General features: G+C 72.0%; 18 protein-coding genes. 2 read left to right on the forward strand and 16 right to left on the reverse strand.

The features are described from left to right. Nucleotides 1-189 (forward strand): hypothetical protein (locus VF746_21270; GenBank protein HEX8694955.1); only part of this gene is annotated, 189 nt, incomplete at its 5' end. A 65-nt stretch (nucleotides 190-254) separates the two neighbouring features. On the opposite strand, the gene VF746_21275 is transcribed toward VF746_21270, so the two are convergent. From VF746_21275 to VF746_21310, 8 genes are all read right to left on the reverse strand, one after another. Next, nucleotides 255-1,187 carry a hypothetical protein gene (locus VF746_21275; GenBank protein ID HEX8694956.1) on the reverse strand — a complete coding sequence of 311 codons (933 nt, stop codon included), beginning with the start codon at nucleotides 1,185-1,187 and terminating at the stop codon, nucleotides 255-257. 188 nt (nucleotides 1,188-1,375) lie between these two features. Beyond that, nucleotides 1,376-2,227, reverse strand: coding sequence for a nucleotidyltransferase domain-containing protein (locus VF746_21280; protein HEX8694957.1), 852 nt, complete (start codon nucleotides 2,225-2,227; stop codon nucleotides 1,376-1,378). Between the two features lie 104 nt (nucleotides 2,228-2,331). Further along, nucleotides 2,332-3,672 (reverse strand): ankyrin repeat domain-containing protein, encoded by a 1,341-nt coding sequence (locus tag VF746_21285; protein HEX8694958.1) that lies wholly within the window; start codon nucleotides 3,670-3,672, stop codon nucleotides 2,332-2,334. Nucleotides 3,673-4,145: 473 nt separating this feature from the next. Next, the gene (locus tag VF746_21290; GenBank protein HEX8694959.1) at nucleotides 4,146-5,270 is read right to left on the reverse strand and encodes a hypothetical protein; all 1,125 of its coding nucleotides are present in this window, start codon (nucleotides 5,268-5,270) and stop codon (nucleotides 4,146-4,148) included. A gap of 295 nt (nucleotides 5,271-5,565) precedes the next feature. Beyond that, nucleotides 5,566-5,820, reverse strand: coding sequence for a hypothetical protein (locus VF746_21295; protein HEX8694960.1), 255 nt, complete (start codon nucleotides 5,818-5,820; stop codon nucleotides 5,566-5,568). Between the two features lie 321 nt (nucleotides 5,821-6,141). Next, a complete protein-coding gene (locus tag VF746_21300; protein ID HEX8694961.1) occupies nucleotides 6,142-7,197 on the reverse strand; it encodes a YpdA family putative bacillithiol disulfide reductase in 1,056 nt (351 codons plus the stop codon). 139 nt (nucleotides 7,198-7,336) lie between these two features. Next, entirely contained in the window at nucleotides 7,337-7,792 is a 456-nt protein-coding gene (locus VF746_21305; protein HEX8694962.1) for a hypothetical protein, read from the reverse strand. Nucleotides 7,793-7,969: 177 nt separating this feature from the next. After that, the gene (locus VF746_21310; GenBank protein HEX8694963.1) at nucleotides 7,970-9,244 is read right to left on the reverse strand and encodes an NAD(P)/FAD-dependent oxidoreductase; all 1,275 of its coding nucleotides are present in this window, start codon (nucleotides 9,242-9,244) and stop codon (nucleotides 7,970-7,972) included. A 350-nt stretch (nucleotides 9,245-9,594) separates the two neighbouring features. On the opposite strand from VF746_21310, the gene VF746_21315 reads away from it, so the two are divergent. Then, entirely contained in the window at nucleotides 9,595-10,578 is a 984-nt protein-coding gene (locus VF746_21315; protein HEX8694964.1) for a hypothetical protein, read from the forward strand. A gap of 279 nt (nucleotides 10,579-10,857) precedes the next feature. On the opposite strand, the gene VF746_21320 is transcribed toward VF746_21315, so the two are convergent. The 8 genes from VF746_21320 to VF746_21355 form a co-directional block, all read right to left on the reverse strand. Further along, a complete protein-coding gene (locus tag VF746_21320; protein ID HEX8694965.1) occupies nucleotides 10,858-11,343 on the reverse strand; it encodes a DUF2314 domain-containing protein in 486 nt (161 codons plus the stop codon). Nucleotides 11,344-11,477: 134 nt separating this feature from the next. After that, a complete protein-coding gene (locus VF746_21325) occupies nucleotides 11,478-13,739 on the reverse strand; it encodes a S9 family peptidase (protein HEX8694966.1) in 2,262 nt (753 codons plus the stop codon). A 134-nt stretch (nucleotides 13,740-13,873) separates the two neighbouring features. Next, nucleotides 13,874-14,227 (reverse strand): DUF5615 family PIN-like protein, encoded by a 354-nt coding sequence (locus tag VF746_21330; protein ID HEX8694967.1) that lies wholly within the window; start codon nucleotides 14,225-14,227, stop codon nucleotides 13,874-13,876. Next, the gene (locus VF746_21335) at nucleotides 14,224-14,457 is read right to left on the reverse strand and encodes a DUF433 domain-containing protein (protein HEX8694968.1); all 234 of its coding nucleotides are present in this window, start codon (nucleotides 14,455-14,457) and stop codon (nucleotides 14,224-14,226) included. The genes VF746_21330 and VF746_21335 overlap by 4 nt, the downstream gene beginning before the upstream one ends. An 88-nt stretch (nucleotides 14,458-14,545) precedes the next feature. After that, the gene (locus tag VF746_21340; protein ID HEX8694969.1) at nucleotides 14,546-15,736 is read right to left on the reverse strand and encodes a PLP-dependent aspartate aminotransferase family protein; all 1,191 of its coding nucleotides are present in this window, start codon (nucleotides 15,734-15,736) and stop codon (nucleotides 14,546-14,548) included. Then, nucleotides 15,736-16,287: a hypothetical protein gene (locus VF746_21345; GenBank protein HEX8694970.1), complete on the reverse strand. Its 552-nt coding sequence runs from the start codon at nucleotides 16,285-16,287 to the stop codon at nucleotides 15,736-15,738. Before VF746_21345 ends, VF746_21340 begins: the two co-directional genes overlap by 1 nt. A 38-nt stretch (nucleotides 16,288-16,325) precedes the next feature. Beyond that, the gene (locus VF746_21350) at nucleotides 16,326-16,793 is read right to left on the reverse strand and encodes a peptidylprolyl isomerase (GenBank protein HEX8694971.1); all 468 of its coding nucleotides are present in this window, start codon (nucleotides 16,791-16,793) and stop codon (nucleotides 16,326-16,328) included. Between the two features lie 266 nt (nucleotides 16,794-17,059). After that, entirely contained in the window at nucleotides 17,060-18,004 is a 945-nt protein-coding gene (locus VF746_21355; GenBank protein ID HEX8694972.1) for an ATP-binding protein, read from the reverse strand. Between the last annotated feature and the right edge of the window lie 248 nt (nucleotides 18,005-18,252).

Here is an 18,252-nt window from a genome sequence, read left to right on the forward strand (position 1 = left end):
GGGCACGAGCTGCTGGAACGCCTCGAGGCCGAGATCCGCGCCGCGATCCCGGCCTCGACGGTCGACACCCACCTGGAGCCGCTGGAAGACCCCGTCTCGTTCGCCGACACCAGCATCGAGCGCGCGCGACCGGGCGACTCGCGCGGCGGGCGGCAGGGCGGGAGAGCGGAACCCGGCCTCCCCTCGTGACCCGCCTCCGCCGCGACCGCGCACCGCCCTCCGGCTCGGCCGCGCAGCCGGGCGGCGGCCCGGCATCAGGCGATCGTTCCGATCCCGAGCAGCGAGCGGATCGTGATGGCCGCGCTCTCGCGGCTGGCGGTCGACAGCCGGTCGAGCCGGTGGAAGGTCTCGATGAACCTGCTGTATTCCGCGTCTTTCGCGTTGGGGCCCGGACTGTTGACCTCCCGCCAGCGCAGCTTGAGCATCCGCTCCGTCCTCTCGATCTGGTCCAGGCAGCCGATGTAGTGCCGCTGGCTGTCGTTGTCCTGGAGGGTTCCCAACTGGTGCGGCGTGACCCGCACGCCCCGCTTCCAGGTGGCGCTTTTGCTATCCCAGCAGCTGATCAGCATGTTGATCGTCTGCTCGTACGCGAACTTCCGCTCCAGCAGCAGCATGTCGAGGGTCTTCGCGTCCAGGTTGAGGAACTCCGACCTGGGCCGGTTCAGGGGGAGAGACAGCACGCTTCGCGTCAGCTCGGGAAACCAGATCGACATCAGCGGATATGTCCCGTACTGGTCGATCAGGCTCTTCGCCCCGAACCGCCCTCCGATCTGGAACTCGCCGACCGCCAGACTCCAGCCGCCCAGGGTGGCGAACACCTCGAGCTGGCCCAGGAAGGCCTGCTCGTCCTCCAGCCTCTCGATGTCGCCGGGGAACTGGATGACCCGGTCGAGCCTCTTCCTCCTGCACGTGTCCAGCACGTGGCCCCACCCGTGGAGCCACATCTGGCAGGTGTCGACGGACCAGGCGACGACCACGTCCAGCTTGGCGTGGCGAGGGTCGCGCAGGAACGCTTTCGCCTGGCCTTTCCGCACCGTGTCGCTGTTGAGGACGATGACGGCGGGAGGGATGGTGGTTACGCGCTGCGCCACCTCGACGATGCGCCAGAACAGCCGCTCGCTGGAGCTCCCCGCCTTGAATCCGCCGTAGGGGAAGATGACGATCACCTTCGCATTGATTTTTCTCATTGGACGAACCTCGTCTGGGAGCGTCCACGGATATATTGTGTCTGGAAGGTAGCTCGCACCTGGCCGCGGGGCAATCTTCCCGCGCGCGCGTGCGAGCCGCGCGCAGGCCGTCCGTGCCCGATGCTCGACCGGGGAAGCGCGCTGCGGGCCGGACCGCGGAGCTGGCCGGAAGGCTTGCCGCCCCGCCCCTACGCGACATCCGCCTCCTCCGCGCGCGCCAGCGCCTCGACCTCCTCCACCAGCGCGCCCAGCTCGCGCGCCTGCGCGCACAGCTCGGCGACGCTCGCCGGCGCGCCGGGCCACAGGAGCGCCTCCACGCGCGCCGCGAACGCGCGCGGCGCCGCCGGCAGCCGGCCGAGCGCCCGCGCCAGCTGCTTCTCGCCCGGGAAGTACGTTTCGTTGAGCGCGAACACCACCTGGACGAGCGCGTACGCCACCTGGTGCGCGATGCCGCCGGCGTAGATGGCGTCCCCGCGCTCGACGGCGGTGCGGTAGTGGACGTTGCCGGGCCAGAACTTCGCCTCGGCCAGGAAGCGCGCCACGACGGCCCGCTTGAGCGCGGGCGGGTACTCCGCCACCCGCCGCTTCCACTCCGCCAGGATGCCGGCCGGGTCCTCGACGATGCGCATCGACTTCACGTCGGAGAGGACGGCGTGGTTGAAGAAGCCCATCACCGTCCACGCCCGGTACTCGCGCTCGACCTCGCCCCGCAGGCAGCGCTCGATCGTCTCCGCCACGGAGCGCGCTTCGCGGATCCAGACCTCCACCGTCTGCCCCCCGTAGCGGAAGTCCGTCCCGCCCTCGACGAACGGCTCGCCGCTCCCCCAGCAGGCGACGCCGCCCTCCGCCCCGCAGGCCTGCTCCGCGAGCGCCCGGCGCTGGTCCGCGGGAAGGACGCGCTCGGCGAAGAGATAGATGTCGACGTCCGACCGCTCGTCGCCCGTCCCCTTCGCGAGCGAGCCGCCGAGCGCGATCCCGTACTCGCCGCTGGCGAACTGCCGGACGAGGGGGAGGAGGGCCTGCACGACGGCGTCGGGCACGGATCGCGTCTCCGGGGCGGACGGATGGATCTACGGTCGTCGGGGTCGGCCGCGCCGCAAGCTCCACACCGCCCGCCGGCACGAAAACGCTCCCACCGAGCTGGCTACGCCTTCGCGCCGTGCGCCTCGAGGAGCTGGACGATCTCCCGCCAGTTCGGGGCGGGGGGAACCCTGCCGTACTCGGCCCAGCCGACCGCGTCGCCGTCGTGCTTGCCGTCGCGGACGGCCGGGTCGGCGCCGGCGTCCAGGAGCAGGCGCACGACGTCGGCGTGGCCCTGCGCGGCGGCCAGGTGCAGCGGGGTGACCCCGGCGTCCCAGTGCGCCCAGACCGCGTTGGGGTCCGCGCCGTGGTCCAGCAGCCACCGCACGGCCCGTGCGTCGCCCCGCTTCGCCATCAGGTGCAGCGCGCCGCCCTTCCCTGCCAGCCCGGGATCCTCGCGCAGAAGCCGGGCGGCCGTCTCCCAGTCGCCCAGCGCCAGGACGGCCACCAGGTCCAGCAGGGTGCCGCGCGGCGGGCGTTGGCCGCGCTCGGCGCTGTCCAGCTCCGCCGCGGTCATCTCGCGGATCTTCTCCAGCAGCCGCCGGTCCGTGTCGGGCGCGGTGGCGTAGACGGCCGCCGGCTGGCCCGATTCGTCCACCGCCAGCGGGTCGGCGCCCAGCTCCAGCAGCAGCGCGACCATCTCCGGGCGGTTCTTCAGGACGGCGAAGTGCAGGGGCGTGCGGTGGCCGTCGTTGCGGGTCATCCGGCCGTGCAGCGCCGCCGGGTCGGCCGCCACGATGCGGCGGACCTCGTCCGCCAGGTTCAGCGCGACGGCGGAGAAGACGTGGTGCCGCGCGCCGCGGCTCACCAGGAACTCCGCGATCGCCTGGTGGCGCTCGTCGGTGCCCTCCCAGCACGTGGCCCAGCCGATGACCTCCAGCGCGTGGTCGTCGCCGCTCCCCACCACGTCGCCGCCCGCGTCGGCCAGGCGCCGCACGACGTCCAGGTGCCCGGCGGCCGCGGCCCAGTGCATCGCGGTGGTGTTGTCGCCCTTCTCGCGGGTGTTCGCGTCCAGGCCGCGCGCGAGCAGCAGCTCCACCACGGCCAGGTGGCCGTTGTGCGCCGCGGCGTGCAGGAGCGACCACTCGTACGGCTTCGCGCGCGCGTGCAGCCCGTCCGGCCGCTCGTCGAGCAGCGCGGCGAGGGCGGCGGCGTCGCCGCCGCGCGCCGCCTCGAACAGCCGGCCGTCGAAGGTCGACGCGTCGACGTGCGCCTTCAGCGCCCGCCAGCTCGAAAACCCGTACCGCCGGGCCAGGCCGAACTGCGCGTCGGCCAGCCTGGCGTCCGGGTTCGTCCGGCGCAGCTCCTGGAGGTGGCGTTTGGCCTGTTTGCGGAGCCAGTCGAGGTTGGGGGCGTCCGGGAGCGGCAGCGCGCCGGACGCGGACCCGGGGGTCGGTTCGGACATGAGGCACCTTCCTTTCCTCGAAAGGGGACGAGCCCTTTCATGCCGCCCGTGTCCGCAGGTTGGGCGAGGAATAGAAGGTCTATGGGATGAACGGCAGGGGGCGGGTTGAACCCTTTACGCGGACCGTCGGCCGCCCTCACGGCACCGCTCACATGGTAAGGCAGCGCCGCGGGCGCGACAAGAGAGCGACTCCCCGGCAAAAACGGTTCTGATGCTCGATCTCCCGATCCGGCATGCAGTTCCCCGAAGACATGTCATTCCGAGTGGAGCCCGTTGCGCCGAACCCACGCCTGCAGTGTGGCCGGACGGGCTCCCGCGGAATCTTCCCGCGGCTGCGACGAGGCCGGGTCCACGCGGAGAAGCAGCCACCCGGCAGGGGTGAGCAGGTTCCTCGGGCGCCGCACGGCTTCCGTGTGGTAGCAGCTTCGGCGATGCGGCGCCGCTCGGAATGACGTTCTTTCAGGGGCTGGTTGTCAGCGCCGGCCGGGAGCGCGGGCGGACTTGGCGGCGGGCGCGGCGTGGTCGTGGCCGGTGGACGCGGCGCCGTGCGAGTGGCCGGCGGCCGGGGCGGCGCCGTGTCCGCCGTGTCCGCCGTGTCCGCCGCCCTGGCCGGGCTGGTTGCCGGTGTGCACCAGGTGCCAGTCCAGCTTCAGCTCCGGGTGGTTCTTGTCGATCCCCGGCCACTTCGCCTCGTCTTCGGGGATGAAGACGCCGCCCAGCGCGCCCATCCCCCCGCCGGGGATCGTCTTCCCGGTGGGGTTGTCGTAGAAGGCCGTCAGCCGGTAGACGTGGTCCGTGCGCACGGGGATGCCCAGGCGCAGGATGAAGCGCTTGATGTCCATCCCCGCCACCTCGCCCGTCTCGTCCAGCACGGGGCGCCCGTCCCAGATCACCTTCCCGGCGGTCACGTCCTCCAGCCGCAGCGACAGGCCGTAGCGGTGCAGGTGCCCGCCCACGGCCACGATGCGCCCCGCCACCGCCGGCCGCGCCTCCCAGCTCTTGCTGGAGCGCCCCGGCGGCAGGTCGTACGAGTGCAGGCTGGCCGGGGGCATCACGTCCATGTAGAAGGGGAGGATCGAGAGCGGCCTGATCCACGCGTCGGCCGGCGTGTGGGGGAAGTGCACCCGCAGGCGCACGCCGCGGTAGTCGCGCGCGGTGGGGTTGCTCAGCATGGCGGTGACGATCAGCTCCTGCCCGCTCCGCACCCGGTAGCCCATCAGCCGCGGCAGCATGGCGGGGGCGGTCTCCTGCCCGGCCGCGGCCACCCGCAGCATGATCTGGCTGAACAGCTCGCGCCGGCCGGTGGCGATCACGTTCACGTGGTGCAGCGTGCGCCGCGGCACCTCCTTCCCCTCCCCGTCCACCATCTCCACCCGGAACCCGTGCAGCCACCCGTCCAGCGGGATCGCCGCGTGGAGAGCGGGCAGCTGCAGGTGCTCGGCGTTCGCGGGGAGGTCCACCGGCCCCACCTCGATGACCATCTCCTTCTCCCGCGCGTCGTGGCGGATGTTCAGCACGGGCTGCTGCGCCGTCGCGGGCGCGGCGGCGGGGATCGCGAGCACGAAGAGCGGCAGGAGCGGACGAAGGACGCGCGGCATCTAGCCTCCAGTCGCGGGGTTCGGGAAAGAATGGGGGAGGACGGACGTCGAACGGAGAAGGACCGCCAGAGCGGCGGTCAAGAACTTACCGCGTTGCGCCTTCCGGATCAACGCCTTACGGACCGCCCGTCGCGCGCAGCGCCGAAGTCCCTCATTGTCATTCTGAGGAAGCCGCTGCGCCGAACCCCTGAACACGATGGAGCCGGGCGGCCCAGGCTTCGTCGCGAAGGCAAGGCCGGCGCAGGCGCTCCCTCAGAATGACACGACGGACGAGACCGGAGCCGAGCCGCGCGGCTCAGCCTCCGGTGCAGGCGTCGTTCAGATCGGTCGTGTACAGGGACATCGTGCAGTCCACCTCCATGCTCACGCAGTCGGCCGGGTCGCAGCTCATGACGAACGGCGTGTACTCCATGGGGCAGGTCTCCTGGGGAAACTGCGTCTCGGTCTTGTCCGCCAGCCCCCGCACGGTTCCCAGCCCGTCCTCCGGGCCGGTGGCCGTTGCGAACGACTCGACTTCCAGCTGCTCGATCTCCAGCCTGAGCTTCTTCATGGGATGGTTCTCCGGGAGTGGGGATGGGGGATGCGTTCCTCTCCCGAAAGTTAATCGGGCGGAAAACATACGACCACCTCCCCGGTGAATCCGACCTTCCGAAGCCGCGAGTCCCCCGCCGCGCCGAGTCGGGGTCAGCCCTCTTCCGTCATCGGGAGAGGGAGTGCCTCGTCGCGAGGAGCGAGCGACGGGCGCGGGTGAGGGCTGCGAGGCCCGCGCGACGGACCACGATCTCCTCCCACGCCGCATCTCTACGCTTGCATGATCAATTCTGGAGTCTGGTACCCGACGCCCAGGGTGGCGTCCCGCGCCGTCGCAGCCCTACCCCTTCCGCCCCGACTCCACGACCGCGTCCGCGATCAGCGGCCCGTGCAGCTTGCCGTTCTCGATGAAGATCTTGTTGGCGTCGAAGCCGGCCGCGATCACCCCCGCGATGTAGACGCCCGGCACGTCGGTCCGCATCGTCCTGGGGTCGTGCGTGGGGATGCCGGTCTCGCCGTCGATGGTGGCGCCCAGCTCGCGCAGCAGGCCGGGGTCGGGGACGTAGCCGATCATCGCCAGCACCCAGTCGTTCCTGAGCGTCTTCGTCTTCCCCGTCTGCATGTCGAGGACGTCCACCTCGTAGGGGCGGATCTCGGTGAGCCGGTGCGAATAGAGCACGGGGATCGCCCCCTCGGCGATGCGGTTCTCCAGGTCGGGGCGCACCCAGGGCTTGATCCCCTTGTCGAGCGTGGGGAAGAGGTGACAGACGGTGACGCGCGCCCCCTCGCGCCAGCAGGTGAGCGCCGCGTCGGCCGCGCTGTTGCCGCCGCCCACCACCAGCACGTCTTGGTCGAAGTAGGGGAAGGGGTCGCTGAAGTACGACACCACCTTGGGCAGCGCCGCCCCGGGGACGTCCAGCCGGCGCGGCGTGTCGAAGTAGCCGGTGGCGATCACCACGTTGCGCGCGCGGTGCGCGGTGGTGGAGCCGTCGCGGCGCCGGGTGACCAGCACGAACAGGTCGTCCAGCCGGCGCACGTGGAACACCTCCTCGTACTGCCGCACGTCGAGCCCGAAGAAGCTCACCAGCTTGCGGTAGTAGCGCAGCGCCTCGCGCCGGGTGGGCTTGTCGCCCGCGGTGGTGAAGGGGACGTTCGCGATCTCCAGCTTCTCGGGGCCGCTGAAGAAGGTGGTGTAGGTGGGGTAGCGGTAGACGGACTGCGTGACGGCGCCCTTGTCGAAGAGCACGCAGGAGAGGCCGCGCTCCTTCGCCGCCACTCCCACCGCGATCCCGCACGGGCCCGCCCCCACCACGGCGATGTCCGCCACCGCGTCCATCGCCCGGCTCTCCTCCTCCCGCGGCTTCCCGCGGCCGCGCCCCGACCCGGATCTATCCACGCTCGCCATCGGTCACAGGTAGACGAGTAGACGTTCACACACTCACTCACGCACGTTCGGTGCGTGGCGTGAAAGCGACGCCGCCTGTCGGGTGCGACAAGCGGCGTCAGAATCGTGCCGGGAAAATCTACACCACCCATCAAGGGCGGGTTCGCAGCGCCTGGAAGTACGCGCGGACGTTCCGCTTCCGATAGAGATACCAGTACGAGACGGCGCCCAGCACCGCGGCGTCGGCCAGCGCCTGGAGCAGCTCCGCGCGCCGGACCGCGCCCAGCGCGAAGGCCGTGACGGCGTAGACGGCGATCGCCGGCCAGAGCGCCATCAGCGGCCGGCGCGACCACGCCCGCCGCCGCGCGATCCCGTAGCTGGTGGCGGCGAAGAGGAGGCCGGCCAGCGTGAAGAGCGGCGCCGCCACGCGCAGCCACGTCGCGGCGTCCACCACCCGCGGCCCGATGCGGAACTCTCCCACGCCGAGCGCGGCCAGCCCCAGCAGCACCGGCGTCCCCGCGGCGAAGAGCGCGCCGAAGAGCATCAGGACGCGCAGCCCCACGGGCCGGTGCAGGCCGGGACGCGCCGGGAGGGCGATGGAGCTCACGTGAACTGTTTCCTGAGAGAGAGTCGAACTGTCGGCTCCACGCGGCCCCGCGCCGGGCGGGTGAACCCGCGGCAACAACGGCGAGAAGCCTGCCTGCGCAGGCTGGTTCGGCGCGGAGGCTGGCTTCCGCGCCGGCAGGCTGCCTCCAGGCGCGAAGGATGGAAACCTCGCGTGGGACTACACGGGGACGGCGCCGGACGCGTCGGCGGCGACCAGCTCGGCGGGGCGGCGGGCCCAGGGGGTGAGGCGGCGGGCGGCGGCGCGCAGAAAGGTGCGCCACATCACCGGGTGCGTCATCACCCACCCCACCACCTGCGGGTCGGTGAAGCGCGAGAGGAGGAGCTTGGCCACCACGGCGGGCGGCATGTCGCGCACGCCGCGCACGAAGCGGTCGCGGTCGCCGTCGTCCCAGCGCGCCAGCACGCGGTTGACGGCGTGCCCGATGGCCAGGTCGCGCTCGAAGCGGCGGCGGAACTCGCGCTCGTAGCGCCCCAGCCGCGCCGCGCTCACGTCGCGCGCGGACAGCGCGTCGGCCACCGTCTCGCCCGCCAGCCGCCCGGCCTCGACGGCCACGCGGATCCCCTCGCCCACCACCAGCGTGGGCTGGCCGGCGGCGTCGCCCACGGCCAGGATGCCGTCGCCCGTGAAGCGCCGCGGCAGCCCGTCGGAGGGGATCAGCCCGTGGTGCTCCTCCACCACCTCGGCGCCCGCCAGGTCCACCCCGAAGCCGGCGACGTCGCGCCTGAGCCGGGCGAGCAGGTCGCGCGGGCTGGCGCGGGTGTCGGCGTGCAGCACGCCCACGCCGATGCGCACCCGGCCGCCGCCGCGCGGGAACACCCACCGGTACTGCGCAGGAGCGTGGCGGCCGTCGAGAAATACCGTGGCGTTCTTCTGGTCGGCGTTCGGCGCGTGAAGCTCCAGCTCGGCCCCGAAGGCGTAGCGTCGGAACCCGGGGTGCAGCCCCGATGCCTTCGCGAGTACCGAAGCGTACCCGGTAGCGTCGATCAGCACACGAGCGCGCACGGTGGCGGGCGCGTGTCCCCGGCGCACCAGCCGGCACCCGGTGGCGTAGCCCGAGAAGTAGTCCACCGACGGCCCGTCGGCTACCGTCCCGGTGAGCACCTCCGCCCCCGCCGCGGCGGCGCGGTCCGCCAGCAGCCGAAAGACGCCGCGCACGTCGATCACGCACACCCGCGGGTCGTCCATGGCGAACTCCACGTGCCCGCCGGGCGCCTGGAAGCGCAGCGCGTCGATCACGTGGTAGAGCCGCTCGGGGACGCCGAGCTCCCGCATGCAGTGCACGAGCGTGCCGCCGCTGGTGCGCACCTTCTCGGCGATGCTCGGCATCCGCTCCGCGACGCACACCGACCACCCGCGCGACGCGATCACTTCCGCCGCCGAGAGCCCCGCCGGTCCGCCGCCGGCGATCACCACGTCGTAAGAGCGCTTCATGGGAGGAAGGAATTCGGCGCGAAGGACATCGGGGATCGGGGGGAGTCGCCGCTTCCGGGGAAAGACACCCGGACCGTGGATTGTGCTGAGCCACGAAAAAGGGCGAGGCGCACGCCCTGATGGATACGACTCGGCCGGGAGCTTCGGATCGGCCCGCCGCGGGAGGGAGCGCCGGCGTGGACCGTTGCGGCGGGATTCGGCCGGGGGGAAGCGGCTGGCCGATCATGCGGCCCTCGTCCCGCCTCCGCCAGGGCGCCGAAGGGACACTCCCTTGTGTCCGCCGCCCCCATGCCTGATCATAACCGCGCCGGTTCCCCGCCCCCACACCCTTCCTCCCCTCCACCGACCCCATGAAGCCGCTCTCCCTCCTCCCCCTGCTCGGACTCGCCTGCCTCGCCGCGTGCCCGGAGCGGGGAGAGACGCCCCGGGCCCCGGAAGCCGCGGACAGCGCGTCCGCGGCCGCCGCCGTCGCAGCCGCCGCGCGGGTGGAGGCGCCGGACGAGCCCTGGCCGGGGCTGCCGGACTTCGGCGAGCCGCGCCACTTCCTGAGCCTGGACTCGCTGCGGTGGTCGGAGGTGGAAGACCCCGTCCCGGGCGACCGGCTGGCCCGGTTGCGCGCGCTCGGCATCCCCGTGGTGCGCGGCGGCGAGGTGGAGCAGAGCCCGGCCGACTTCCACTTCGTCGACTTCAGCGGCGACGGGGTGCGCGACGTGGTCTACAACGGGCCGTGGATCGAGATGCGCGAGGGCGAGGTGGCGGCGATGGAGGGCGACCGGCTCCTCTTCTACCAGGTGATCGGCGGGCGCGCCGTGCAGGTGTTCGAAGCGCACGCCACCCTGCAGCGGACCTGGCGCGGGCGCCCCGGCGAGCCGCTCGGCTTCCGCGCGGTGCAGTACGGCTGCTGCGCCGAGACCCACCTGCTGATCGAGTACTACCGCCCCGAGGTCCGCGGCGACACGGTGCGCTACCGGCTGCGCCACCGCATCCTGGGCTCGTCGGAGACCGCGCCGCCCACGCGCTTCCTCGCCCGGCCGAAGCGGTTCACGGTCGCGCAGGACCGCTACCTCCTGCGCTACTCGCCGGAGATCAGCGGCGCGGAGGGGGTGTGGGAGGGGCACGGCAACGCCAGCGCCGAGTACGGCCGCGGCGCGCGCGGCGTCGCCCTGGCCGAGGCGACCGACGCCACCGGCCGCGTCTGGTGGTACGTGCTGATGGACGGCCGCACCCCGCCCCGGGACGCCTCGCCCGAGGGATGGCCCGAGGAGGCGCCGCAGGACCGCCTGGGCTGGATGAGTAGCCGCTTCGTGACCGAGGAGCCCGCGCCCGGACGGTGAGCGCCGGCAACTCGATCCGAGGCTCGCATCGAGATCCATAACTGAATGTCTCACACGGAGGAAACGGAGTTAACGGAGAACTGCGGGTGGTTCTCTGTTGACTCCGTTAACTCCGTGTGAGGCCTTTCGCCGTTCGCCGGTAGATCAGAATCCAACCAGAACTATGACATCGGAGCTCCTGCGGAGAGGTGTGCAGGACCCGGCGGTGGGCATCTCCGCGAGCGAGCTGAGCGGAACATCCGAAGAGAACGGCTTTGTTTTCGTAAGCGGGCGGGCTGTCTAGCAGGGGCTGTTCAGGGAGACGATCCCGAGACTACTCTCGAACTGCGCCCGCTGTTCGGCCGTGAGGCGGTCTTGCATGGCGCGTATGGTGTACCCGCCACAGAGCCGGCCCGCATCGATGGCCATCCAGTCGGAGATCTCGTTCGGCGCGACGCTCACGGCGTCGCCCGGGCGCACGTTGTGGACGACGACCGGCTGGTTGTCGAGGGTCCCGTGGAGGAGCCGGCCGTCGTAGCGCGGGCTGTCCAGCCACATGTGCTCCACGTCGTCCCCCTCGCGCAGGGGAACCTTCACGGAGAGGTGGGTCTGCGTAGCCGGCGGGCTCGCGATGCGGGAAAGCAGCTCCCCGATCGTGGCGCGGGCCGAATCGATCGCGGCCAGCATGGCGGGATCCGACGCGGCGACCATCCGGACGTTGGGATCGTCCGAGGCCGGGCCGCCGCACGCGGCGACCGCGGCCAGGGCGAGGAAGTGAAGGCGCATGCCGGGATCTCCGCTGCGGGTGTGCGTGGCCGGGTGCGATGAAGGCTCGAGGAGGTCTTGCGAATCGATCCGCCGCGCCGCGCCCGGTCCGCGGCGATGCGCGCCGGCTGGCCGATCCGGGGAGGAGTCCCTCCTCAACGCCCGCCGGCGGGAAGGTGCTCCAGGAGGTAGCGCGTAAGCAGCGAGTAGACGTGGAGCGTGGTCCCGCCGCCCTCGCAGATGCAGTGGCTGCGGTTGGGATAGACCATCAGGTCGAACGGCTTGCCGAGCTCCACCAGGCGGTTCACCAGCCGCTCCGTCCCCTGGTAGTGCACGTTGTCGTCGCCCGAGCCGTGGACGAGCAGGAGGTCGCCGCGCAGCCCCTCCGCGTGGTTGATCGCCGAGCCGCGGCGGTAGCCTTCCGCGTTCTCCTGCGGCAGGCCCATGTACCGCTCCTGGTAGATGGTGTCGTAGAGGTGCTGGTCGGGCACGGGCGCCACCGACATCCCCACCCGGTACACGTCGGGGTAGCGGAACATCGCCTGGAGCGTGGACGACCCGCCGCCGCTCCACCCCCAGATGGCCACCCGCGCCGGGTCGAGGTACGGGCGCGAGCGCGTGAGGGCGCGGACCGCCTCGGCCTGCTCGCGGCTGGAGAGCTCGCCGATGGCCCCGTAGACCACCTTGCGCCAGGCGCGGCCCCGGGGCGAAGGGGTGCCCCGGTTGTCCACGCTCGCCACCACGTAGCCGCGGTCGGCCAGCGCGCCGTGCCAGAGCCGGTAGGCGCCCTGCCACGCGTCGACCACGAGCTGCCCGGCGGGCTCGCCGTACACGAACATCAGCAGGGGGTACTTCTTCGCGGGGTCGAAGTCGCGCGGGAGGAGCATCCACCCGTCGAGCTCCACGCCGCCGCCCACGGGGACCCGGAAGAACTCCGTCTCGCGGTGGACGAGTGGGGCCACGGCCGCCCGGAGCGCCCGGTTCTCCGCGAGGGTGCGCACCGCCGCGTGCGAGGGGAGCCGGACGAGGTCGGTCACGCGGGGCGTGTCGAAGGTGTCGAAGGTGTGGAACGCCCAGCGCGCGTCCGGAGAGACGTCGTACCCGTGCGTCCCCGCCGCCGCGGCCGGCGAGACGCGCTCCGCCCGGCCGCCGGCGAGGGGCGCGCGGTAGAGGTAGCGCTGCGTGGCGTTGGACGGCGAGGCGCGGAAGTACACCCACCCCTCGCGCTCGTCGACCTGCTCCACGTCGGTCACGTCGAACTCCCCGGGGGTGACGAGCCGGAGCGGGCCGCCGTCGCGCCTGCCGGCGTAGAGGTGGCGCCAGCCGTCGCGCTCGCTCACCCAGAGGAACTCCGCGCCGCCCTTCAGCCAGCGGAAGTCGTCGACCACGTCCAGCCAGGCGCTGTCCTGCTCGGTGAGAATGGTCCGCACCGCCCCGGTCGCCGCCTCGGCCAGCATCAGGCGGTTGGTGTTCTGCAGCCGGTTCATCCGCTGCAGCACCAGCTCGCGCGAGTCCGGCGCCCACTCCATGCGCGGCAGGTAGTCGTTCCTGGGATCGCCGGGGAGCTGCAGCCAGCGCGTGGGCCCGCCCTCCGCGTCGACCACCCCGGCGCGGACGGCGGAGTTGGTGGTCCCGGCCTTCGGGTACTGCACCGGGACCACGAAGGAGTAGAGCGAGTCCGTGTCGTTGATCAGGAGGAAGTCCCGCACCCCCGTCATGTCGAACTGCCAGTAGGCGATCCTGCGCCCGTCCGGGGACCAGCGGAAGGCGTCGCGGAGCGAGAACTCCTCTTCGTAGACCCAGTCCGTGGTCCCGTTCACCAGCGTGCGCGACCCTCCGGTGGTCAGCCGCGTGACGCGGCCGTCGGAGAGGCGCTCCACGTAGAGGTCCCCCTCCCGCACGTAGGCCACCCGGTCGCCCTGGGGGGAGAACTTGGCGAACATGAGCGACGACTCCGGCGCGTCGCCGCCGAGCTTGCGCAGGGCGCCGGTGCCGCGGTCGAGCACCCAGTAGTCGCCGCGCGTGTTGTTGCGCCACACGCGCTGCGAGTTGGTGAAGACCAGCAGCCGCGACCCGTCGGGCGACCACGCGTAGTCCTCCACCTCGAGCGCGGCCTGCGCGCCGGCCGGGACGAGCTGCCGGGCGGAGACGTAGACGTCCCTGGCGCCGGTCTCCGTCCGGTAGCGGACGATGTCCCGCGCGCCCTGGACCTGCTCGGACCGCTCCAGCGTGGTGTAGGCGTCGCCCCCGTCCAGCCAGCGCGCGGGGCCGAAGCGCTCCGAGGCGAAGTCGCGCGAGGCGAAGATGCGGCGCAGCGCCTGCTCCATCGCCTGGTCCTGCGCCGGGAGGCGGGCGGGACCGAGGACCATGGCGGCGCACGCGGCGAACAGCGGCAGGGGGCGGAGGATAGCGTGCATGAGCGGTCCAGGTGGAAAGAGGGAGCGCGGGAAGAGGGAACCGGCGCTTAATTCACTTCATCGAAGGGAGCCGCTGACAGCTTCTGCGAAAAGGGTGTGCAGGACTGGCGGTGCGCCCCGCGGCGGTGTCGGCCCTACGCGTGGATCAGCAGTGAGTCGCGGGTCACCTCGATGAAGTCTGCCGTCGTGAACGCGGAAACAATCGTGGACAGGTTGGGCAGGAGAATCTGTTCGAGATCGGCGTTGGCAATGTTACCAGTGGAGATCAGCAGCAGCTTTTCGGGCTGACGGGCAAGTGTGAAGGAATTGACGAAGTCGGCGTCCTTGGTAACCACTACCCGTTGCTCACGGGCGGAGATCGCCAGGATTTCGGCGTCGGACGTCCTGTTCCCGTTGGGTAAGTCCAGCGTATGAATCGCGTCATGCCCCTGTTCGCGCAGCCGCAGTGCGATCCGGCGCGGGAGCTGAGCATCGACGAGAAAGTTCATGCCGCCAGCGGGACCATCCGCTTCACCTGGCTCAGGCGAGCCGCGAACGCGAGCACGGCGATGATGTCCTCGCGCTCGAGGTCGGGGTAGTCCGCGAGAATCTCGTCGTGACTCATCCCCGCGCTGAGCAACTCCAGGATCAACTCCACGGGATAGCGAAGACCCCGAATCGTAGGCTTCCCGTGGCAGATTTCGGGGTCCATGGTGATCCGCTCACCAAGTTGCATCATCAGGCACCTCCTCACGCGGTCTGCGACGAAACGCCCACAAACGATAATCCGCAGTGGCCGCGATGACCAGCGATACCCCGGCCGATACTCAATCCGCCGCGGCGTCGGCCCGCACCGGCTCCGTCGCGGCGGCGAGCGCCTGCTCCAGGTCGGCGATGATGTCTTCGGGGTCCTCGACGCCGAGGGAGACGCGCAGGAAGCCGTCGCGGATGCCGTTGGCGGCGCGCGCCTCGGGCGTCATCCCCGCGTGCGAGGTGTAGCGCGGCTCCGAGACCAGCGTCTCCACCCCGCCCAGGCTCGGCGCCACCTTCGCCAGCCGCAGCGCGTGGACGAAGCGCGCCGCCGCCTCGCCGCTCTCCAGCTCGATCCCGATCATCCCCCCGAACCCGTCCAGCGTCCGCCGCGCCGTCTCGTGGTCGGGGTGCGACGGGAGCCCCGGGTAGTGCACGCGGGCGATGCCGGGGCGGCCCTCGGCCCAGCGCGCCACCGCCATCCCGTTGCGGTTGTGGCGCTCCATGCGCAGGGCCAGCGTCTTGATCCCCCGCTCCAGCAGCCACACCGCGTGCGCGTCCAGCAGCGGCCCCCACACCTTCGCCCGCTCGCGCACGGCGGCCACCCGCTCGCGCGCGCCGACGATCACCCCCGCGGTGAGGTCGGTGTGGCCGCCCAGGTACTTGGTGGCGCTGTGCATCACCAGGTCCACCCCCTTCTCCAGCGGGCGGCAGTTGATCGGCGAGGCGAAGGTGGAGTCCACGATCACCACGGCCCCGCGCCGGTGCGCCTCGTCGCAGATCGGGCGGAGGTCGAGGACGCGCAGGAGCGGGTTCGACGGGCTCTCGCCGACCACGACCTTCGTGTTCGGGCGGAAGGCGTCCACCCATCCGGGCGAGGAGAGGTCCACGAAGGTGGTCTCGATCCCCAGCCGCGCCAGCTCCACGGCCAGCAGCGTGCGCGTGCCGCCGTAGATGGCGTCGGTGGCGACCACGTGGTCGCCCGCCTGGATCACGGAGAGGAGCGCGCACGCCATGGCCGCCATCCCGCTGGCCAGCACGACGGCGTCTTCCCCGCCCTCCAGCGCCGCCAGCCGCTCGGCGACGGCCAGGTGGTTGGGCGCGTTGCCGTAGCGCTGGTAGAGGACGGGCCCCTGGCCGCCCGGCTCGCTGAAGAAGGTGCTGCTCAGCACGATCGGGTTCACCACCGGCCCGTACGTCTCGGCCGGCGGCTCGCCCGCGTGCACCGCGCGGGTGGACGGGCCCGCGCCCCGGTAGTCGTTCGCCATCACTCCTCCAGCAGCCGTGAGACGGGCGTCACCGCGCCGTCGGCCAGCCGCGCCGCCACGCGCAGCGCCACGAGCCCGTCGAGCGTCGCCTCCACCGCCTCCACCGCGAGCCCCGTGTCCGCCGCCACCTCGGCTGGCACCGCGCGGCCGCGGCGCACCAGCGAGTCCCACACGGCGCGGTGCACGGGGTCCGGCTCGCCCAGCAGCTTGACGGCGCCCGCCTCGTCCTGCGCGACCAGGAGGAGGCTGTGCCGCTCCAGCACCGCCTCGATGGCCTCCTCGTGGTGCTCGTCGATCCCGCGCACCACGAAGAAGGCGTCGGCCGGCCGGTCGTCGCCCGCGAAGCGCAGCAGCAGCTTGGCTACGATCTCGTCGGCGCAGCTGTAGTCGAGCACGCGCACCTGGCTGAAGTCCAGGATCGACAGGCACGCCTGGCCGCCGCCCTCCAGCTCGGCGATCTGGCTCTCCACGCCGGTGCGGATGGCGCGCCCGGTGGGCCGGGTCACCAGGTTGCTGAAGAGCGACGTCACCGAGCGGCGGTGCAGGAGCATGGCAAAGCTTGCGGGTGAGTGGGCGCGGGCGCGGGACGTCAGGCGTCGTGGACGGTCACCTTCTCCAGCCGGTCGCCGCGCTGGATCTGCCGGACCACGTCCATCCCGTCCGTCACCTTGCCGAAGACCGTGTACTGGCCGTCCAGGTGGCGCGCGTTCGCCTCGTCCAGGACCACGAAGAACTGGCTCCCCGCGCTGTCGGGATGGGCCGTGCGGGCCATGGACAGCGCGCCCGTCTCGTGGCGGTGCGGGTTGCCCTGCACCTCGAGCTTGACGGTGTAGCCGGGCCCGCCCGTGCCGATGCGCCGGTCGGTGAGCGGGAGCTCTTTAGTGAGCGGGTCGCCGGCCTGGATCACGAAGCCCGGCTCCACCCGGTGGACGACGATCCCGTCGTAGAAGCCGTCGCGCACCAGCTTCTCGAAGCTTTCGACGGTCCTGGGCGCCGCGTCGGGGTACAGCTCGGCGGTGAAGGAGCCTTTGTTGGTCTCGAAGGTGACGGTCTTCATCAGTGCGTGAGTGCGTGAGTGCGAAAGTGAAACGTCCCGGTCCTCGGCCATCTCGGGCGAATGAATTCGCTGCGACGACCACACGAAGTCCGCCTGCGCGGACTAGCGGGCTGCGCCCGCGCGCTTCGCGCCCCGAAGCCGGCCTGCCCGCGCCGAAGTCGGCCCCCGCGCCGAACCAGCCTGCGCAGGCAGGCTTCTCGCCGTTGTTGCCGCGGGTTCACCCGCCCCTGCCCCACCTGCCCCGGCTCCGAGGCCGTGTGCAGGGGTCACGTCCGCCGCATCGAGGCGCGCGCGCGGCCGGCGGCCTGGGGCTCGGGGGCCGGGGGCGCGGGCTCGCGCGCGGGGAGGATGATCTCGATCTGCGCGCCGGGGAAGCCCGGCAGGTCCTTCACCAGCGGCGGCGCATCGTCCCACTCGGGGACGTCGGCGATCCGCGCGGTGCCGCTGCGGATGGCGATCTTGCCGCCCCAGCGCCCCACCTTCTTCCGGATCTGCTTGAGCCCCTGCCCGCGCCCGGGGTCGCGGAAGCGGGTGACGCCGTGGATGAAGGCGGCCTCCAGCGCCGTGGCGTCGCCCCAGCGGTCGCCGAAGCGCGCGGCGTGCTCGCGCTCCAGCGAGCCCTTGAAGCCCACCCCCAGGTCCATCACCGCGATCACCGCCACGCGCCGGTCGATCCCCCGCCAGCGCCGGTACGTCTGGATCCCCACCCAGCCGGGCGCGTCGGCGTGCTCGATGATGTTCTGCGAGACCTCGGAGAGGAGCATGCTGAAGGCGATCGCGTCGGCCTTGCTGTAGCCCAGCTGCTCGGAGAGGAGCGCGCTCACCCGCCCCTCGTTCAGCTCGTTGATGACGTCGTGGACGTCTTCGTGCGACTGGATGACGGTGATCGGCAGCAGCGCCGTGGGCTCGGCCGCGCGGCCGCGGGGGGCGTCGTGCAGCTCGAAGGCGCCGGCCGCCGCGCGCAGGAAGCCCATCGCGGCGAAGTAGCGCACCACGTCGGACGACTGCGGCAGGTGCAGGATCGGCGGGACCCCCCGGCCGCGCAGGTGCTCGCCCACGGCCAGCAGCCCCAGCATCCCGTACGGGTCGGCGAAGCGCACGTGGCGCGCGTCGAAGAGCAGCTTCTGGCCGCCGCCCTCGGCGACCTCGGCCAGCACCGCCTCGAAGGCGTCGTCGTTCAGCGTGGGGGGAATGGCGACTACGCGCGTCATGCGCCGGGCTCTCGGTGAGGCATGCGGGGAAGCTACATCCCGCGGAGCGGATCGGAAAGTGTTCGGTGTGGAAGGCCGGGCGTGCCGCGCCGGCCGCCTCGGACGGGCGATTGAAATCACCGCTACAACGGCGCAAAACTCCGCCTGCGCGGACTGGTTCGGGCGCGAGGCGAGGACGGCGCGGGAGGACCCGGCTCCCGTCATCGCACGCTCAAGCGCAAGGTCCCGCCCCCCGGATGGGGAGGCGG

The sequence above is a fragment of the Longimicrobium sp. genome (assembly GCA_036389795.1).
Classification (GTDB): Bacteria; Gemmatimonadota; Gemmatimonadetes; order Longimicrobiales; family Longimicrobiaceae; genus Longimicrobium.